The organism is Oscillibacter sp. CU971 (assembly GCF_905219725.1).
Classification (GTDB): domain Bacteria; phylum Bacillota; class Clostridia; order Oscillospirales; family Oscillospiraceae; genus Oscillibacter.
The window spans coordinates 1-5678 of record NZ_CAJMXG010000194.1 but is presented as its reverse complement, the minus strand read 5'-3'; the positions used below and the strand labels follow the sequence as shown (position 1 = coordinate 5678).

3 protein-coding genes are annotated in these 5678 nt (G+C 60.8%); all 3 read right to left on the bottom strand.

What is annotated here, in order from left to right; translation table 11 throughout:
* Nucleotides 1-1384 (bottom strand): VWA-like domain-containing protein (locus tag JX325_RS12100; RefSeq protein ID WP_243414069.1); only part of this gene is annotated, 1384 nt, incomplete at its 3' end.
* A gap of 15 nt (nt 1385-1399) precedes the next feature.
* Nucleotides 1400-5095 (bottom strand): leucine-rich repeat domain-containing protein, encoded by a 3696-nt coding sequence (locus JX325_RS12095; RefSeq protein ID WP_204791368.1) that lies wholly within the window; start codon nt 5093-5095, stop codon nt 1400-1402.
* A 71-nt stretch (nt 5096-5166) separates the two neighbouring features.
* Nucleotides 5167-5589, bottom strand: coding sequence for a helix-turn-helix transcriptional regulator (locus JX325_RS12090; RefSeq protein ID WP_204791367.1), 423 nt, complete (start codon nt 5587-5589; stop codon nt 5167-5169).
* Nucleotides 5590-5678 lie beyond the last annotated feature (89 nt).

The following is a 5678-nucleotide window of genomic DNA, read 5'->3' as shown; positions in this document are numbered from 1 at the left end:
TCTGCAAAACCAGCTTGATCGCCCAGACCGGCACCTCCGGCTGGCCGTATTCGTCGTCGATAAAGACGAAGGCCGTGTCATACTCCGGCTTCTTCTCCGGGAAGGTCCCATAGCCGTCGGTGAAGTAGATCAGCCCCTTGAGGTTGTCGAACTCCTTTTTCCGCCGCAGCTCGTCCACATACTGGAACACCGGGCGGAAGTCCGTTCCCCCGAAGCCCTTGAGCTCCATGGTTTTGAGGAAGTCCTGAAATTCTTCCCAGGAGGTGACCTTGTGGTCCTCCTGGATTTCCGCGTCGCACTGGATGATATGGACGTTGATCTTGCTGAAAAAGCTCTCCTGCTGGGCCAGGATGTTATAGGTTTTCGTCAGGAAGGCCTGCACCAGCTCTCCCTGGACGGAGCCGGAGGTGTCGATGGCAATGACGAAATCCTTGATTTTTTTGACCTCCTTGTACTCCAGCGGCTCGATGAGGGGCACGTCTTGATAGAGCTGGAGACCGTAGGTATAAAAGATGTAGTCAAATTCGTCGTCGTTGATCTGCATGTCCTCCCCCAGGACGGCAAATTTCCGCAGGAAGTCCGAATAGTCGTATTTCTCCCGGTTGACCTCCTGGACGTTTTGCAGAAGGTTCGCGGCCCGGTCTCCCCAGGAGGACTGGGAGGCGGTCTCCAAATCCACCTGCACCCGCTGGCTGATGGCCTGCCACTCGGCCTGAAGGCCGCCGCCCGCCGCTCCATTCTCTGCTCCATCCGCTGAAATTTCAATGGTCATAGAGCCGGACGAAGCGGCTCCACCGTTCTCTGCACCGCCGTCCTGCCCGGCAGCCGCAAGAAAAGCGTTTGCTTGCAGCGCAGGCGGCGCGTACCAGGGGCCGTGCTCGTCCCGGCAAAACAGATCATGAAGGCGCTGGTACTCCCCCGGAGAAGGGGGCTTGTCCGTGAAGCGCTTGTACAGCCGCTCCGCCGTCAGCTTGCCGCCCTGCTGCAGCGCCGCCAGCTCCACCGCCATGGCGGGGCCGGTCAGCGTCTCCAGCTGCTTCATGTTCAGCTCGCTGAGGATGCCCTCCACCGCGATGTCGCAGGACAGGTCCCACAGCTCGCGGTTAACGGCAGGGTTCACAAAGGGATGGCTGAACACGCAGTGGAAAATGGCGTGGAGGCAGCTGTGGTTCAGCTCGCCGCCGCCCTGCTTGTAAAGCTCAAATATGTAATCCGGGTTGAAGCGGAGGTATTTCCCGTCTATGCCGAGAGTCTCCAGGCCCCCCGCTTGCAGTTCCGGCTTGCACAGGGCCAAATCCAGAAACCGGAAGGCCACCAGCAGCTCGTTCCGGGCGTATTTCAAAATCTGGACCGCCAGCTCCTCCGCCCGCTGTTGTCTTTCCACGGCGTTCCTCCTCTCTTACAGCTCATAGTCCGTTTCCGTGATGCCGATGTGGGCATTTTTGTAGTTCATCAGATAGCTCAAAACCTCCGGCTTCCGGGCGGCGTTCGCCAGCTCGATGCTCTTGTCGATGTTCTCTCCGGTGAAGACCCCCAGCTCCGCCAGGGTGTTCAAACCTGCCAGATCGTCAAACTTAATGACAACCTCCACCGCCTCGGCGGCGTTCTCCCGCAGCCAGTTTAGGTACTCGTCCCGGTACAGCGGCACCAGCTGGACCGCGGATTTCAGCCGGTCCGTGGCAATCAGCACCCGGTCCTTGAACTCCTGGATGGAGGGGAAGAGGCTGTCGTACTTCACGATATCGAACACGCCGTCCCGGTTGGTTCGGATGCAGTCCAGATACTGATTTCGGGCGCTGTATGAGACATATCCATATTCATCCTCCAGGAATTCCGGGAAGTAAAACACCGCCCAGCTCTGGCCGTTTTCCGGCTGAGCGTACTCCAGGCGCAGCCGGAGCAGACCTTTGCACTCGCGGAAAGCGTCCCGGGCAATGTCCCGGACAGAGGACGGAATCCGGATCTCCTGCATCGTCCGGCTGTCAAAGGCCAGGGACTCGATTTCGGTGACGCCCTCCGGTACCGTTACCGTCTCGCCCTCCCCAAAGGCGAACATCAGGGACCAGCTCCCGTCCTCCTTTCGCCGGAGGAGGCAGTTGCCTTCGGCCCGGAAGTGCGGATTTTGGGCGGAAACCTGAATGCTCCGCGGGACAGAGGCTCCGCTGCCGTATGCTCTGGCTGAAAAAGCCCTGTCGCCGATGGCCGCAATCTCCGGCGGAAGCACAAGCTCCGCGATGGCTGTTCCCCGGAAGGCCTCTGCCCCGATGGAGCGCAGGCCATGGGGAAGCCGGATGCTTTCCAGCCTGTTACAGCCGCAAAACGCCCTTGCCCCGATCTCCCGCAGGGAATCCGGAAGCGTGACGGAAATCAGGCCGTCGCAGTTCTCAAAGGCCCCCTTGGCGATCACGGTGGTGCCCTCCGCCACGGTATAGCGGGTCAGGACCGCCGCGTCCTCCTCGTCGTAATCCTCACCTTCCTCGTAATGGTAATAGGTGTAGAGCCGGGGGCCGTAGGTCCTGAGTAAGGTCTTTTCCCCGCCTTCAATCTGATAAACCGCGTCCCCGTCCGCCTCGATGGGGCCGCCTGGGGCGAGGCGCAGCTCCTGGGGATGCTCCCGGAAATCATAATAGAGTTTGAGGCAGTCAAAGCTGTCCTTCCCCAGCTTCCGCAGACTGGAGGGCAGGGAAACCAGGTGGATGGGGCAGCCTTGGAACGCATAGTCCCCAATCTCCTCCAGTCCTTCGCTGAACAGGACGCTGCTCAGGCGTTCGCAGTGGTAAAAGGCAGAGTTTCCGATGATTCGGAGGTTTTCGCCAAATTCCACCCGCCGCAGAGAGGAACTATAAGAGAAGGCGTTCTTTCCGATTTCAGTCAAGGTGGAGGGGAAGGTCACGTCCGTCAGGCCGGTCCGCCGGGAGAAGGCGTTGGGCCCGATCCGCTCCACGCCCTCCGGAATCTCGCAGATGCCCGTGCCAAAGAAGGCGCTAAGAGTCCTGCCGCCGGCGGAGAACACAAAGGGGATCTCCACCTTGAGATGGGGGTTTTCCGGATCAATGGTGATTGCTGAAAGGGCGTGGGGATGGTTGTTCCGTTCGTCCTCCAGGTCATAGGAGTGGAAGAAGCAGTCAGGGTCCAGAGCCTCCAGCCCCTTGCCGATGTGGACCCGTTCCAGGGCTGCGTCCTTGAAGAGTCTTTCCTGGAGGGCCGTCACACCGTCGGGAATATTGACCTCCCGCAGGCCGGTACAGCCGTTGAAGGTGGTGTTGATGAGCTTGGTCATGGCGTTGGAGAGATGAATCTTCCGCAGGCTGATGCAGCCCTCAAAGGCCAGGCCCTGGACGCGCTGGATGGTATCGGGCATGGTGACCTCGGTCAGGTTCCGGTTGCCGCTGAAGGCGCCCTTGGCGATCATCCGCACCGGGACGCCCTGGATGGTCCTGGGGATGTCCAGCTCTTCCGCTGTACCGGTGTAGCCGGTGATGGTAACGCCTCCGACGCCGGAGGTATAGGTAAAGTCCTGGCCGTCCGAGTCTCCCGGAACCTCCGGCGGGGTGTACCGGTAAGCGGAGCCCTCAAAGGCGCTTGAACTGACCTGGGGAACGCCGCCTTGAAAGTCCACGTCCTCCAGAGCCGTGCAGCCCGCAAAGGCCCGGTCCTTCACCGTTTCCAGCCCGGCGGGCAGAATAACCCGGCGCAGATGCGTGCAGCCCTCGAAGGCCGACGCCTGGATCTCGGTCAGGCTCTCCGGCAAAACGATGGTTTCCAGTCCTTGCTGATTCTGGAAGGCCCCCTCCTGGATGAAGCGGAAGCCCTGGGGGATTTCCACGTCCGCGGGGCAGTCCGTGGCCCCGGTGATGCAAAACCGCGCGTGCTGCCCTCTGGTGCATCCTGCCTCCAGCCCAGCCAGCTTCCGCGCCGCGTCCTTGAAGGTCCCGTAAAACCGGGGATTCAAGCTCAGGTAGAGGTCTTTCAGTCTGGCCGTGGCCGCAGGAGAGAGTCCGGCGACAGAGGCGGTCTCCTCCTGCCTGGCGGGGGACGCGGAGCGGCCCCGAGGGGCGCCCTTCTCCGCCATGACGCCGATGGAACGGAGGTATGCGACCAGCGTCATGCCCCAAAGCTCCTGGGCCTTGTTGGCGAGGGACTTCAGCGGCCCCTTGTACTCCGGGTTCTCAAAGAGCAGCACGCCCATGGCAGTGGGCTTCTCCCGGTCCCGGTATTTTTCCGCCAGGGCGTCCAGCATGGCCTGGAAGTCCTGGGCGGGCCGTCCGCCCACGGATGGCTGGTATGTATAGCCGTAGGCGTTCAGAAACTCCGCGCGGCTCTCGTAGCCCAGGAGGCGGTAGACCTCGGAGATATCGCTGGAGAGGGACTTGTGGTCCTGCTCCAGGCGTCCGGGAATCACATGGTCCGGATAGTATTGTTCCAGGCGGCGGAGGACGTTTTCGGTTTTCCGCTTGACAACATCGGTGGAATCCTCCGTGGAGCGCCGCTCCTGAATCGCGGAAGGACTCTGATAGCCGTAGGCGTCCAGAAATTCCTTCCGGCTGGCATAGCCCAGCAGTTTGTAGAGATCGGTCAGGTCCCGGCCCAGCGTTTCATGAGCCTGGTCGATTCTGTCCCGGATAACGCGGTCGGGGTAATATGCCTCCAGACGCTGGAGGACGCTGTCCAGGCGGCTTTGAAAATAGGGCGAGAGCCCGGGGCGGGGCGGCGCTTTCCCCGCCGCCGTTTGGGCCTGTTCTGTCCGCTTTTCAGGCTCTCCCGCTTTCCGGGCCTGCGGTTCCACTGGCTCTCCGGCGGGCAGCTGGTCCAGAAGAGCCAGCACCGCGTCCAGCTCCTCCAGGCTTTTGCTGAGCCGCCCGCGCTCCTCACGCAGGGCCTTGATCTCTCTGACGGCGCTCTCCACCAGCTGCCGGAGCTCCTGGAGCGAAGCGCCCGCTTCTCCCCGCCGCGCCTCCGCTTCGGCAAAATTGCTGCTGGCCTGCATACATACCTCCGTCTTTTTCGAGAGAGCGGCCTCTGTTTGCGCCAGCTCTCCTTTCAGCACTTCCCGCCTGCGCAAAAGCAGGTTTTTCTGTTCCATAACTGTGCTCATAAGCTCCGCTTCCTTTCCTGAATTCCATATAGCATCCGGCTCCTCCACGATGTCAGGGCCGCCGGGAAAGCTCAATACAGCGTCCCCTCGTTCTTCTCAAACAGTTTGTCATTGACCTCCGCCAGCGGCGTGCCATGGGCGATGCCGTGCAGAATGATGGCGTCCCGCTTCAAACGCGGATACAGCGGCGCGAAACCGGCGCACTTCAAAAGCCGCTGGGTCTCCTCCTCCGTCGTCCCCAGGCCGAAGCAGATGCACAGCAAACGGTCCCGGGAGGGATTCCGCCGCCCGGAAAGCACCTGATAGAGATAGACTTCGTTCATGCCGCCGTTCCGCGACACCGCCGCTTTCGAAACATTTTTTTCGTCAAAAAACCGCATCAGCTGTTCCGTCAGACCCCAGTTTACAAACTGGTCCCCGTTCTCCTTCAAATACTCGTCCAGATGGGGCTGGCTCAAAAGCTCGTTCCGCAAATCGCCGGTTGTCTTTTCCATGGGATATTCTCCTTTAGAAGCTGTACCAATAGGCTAAAACCGCTTGAGTAAAGTGCTGAAAGCAGCAATGGTGCAAACAGCTTGTGCAG

What these genes read in the sequence shown, in the direction of transcription:
- JX325_RS12090 (WP_204791367.1), bottom strand. Translation starts at nt 5,589, where the DNA reads ATGGAAAAGACAACCGGCGATTTGCGGAACGAGCTTTTGAGCCAGCCC.
- JX325_RS12095 (WP_204791368.1), bottom strand. Translation starts at nt 5,095, where the DNA reads ATGAGCACAGTTATGGAACAGAAAAACCTGCTTTTGCGCAGGCGGGAA.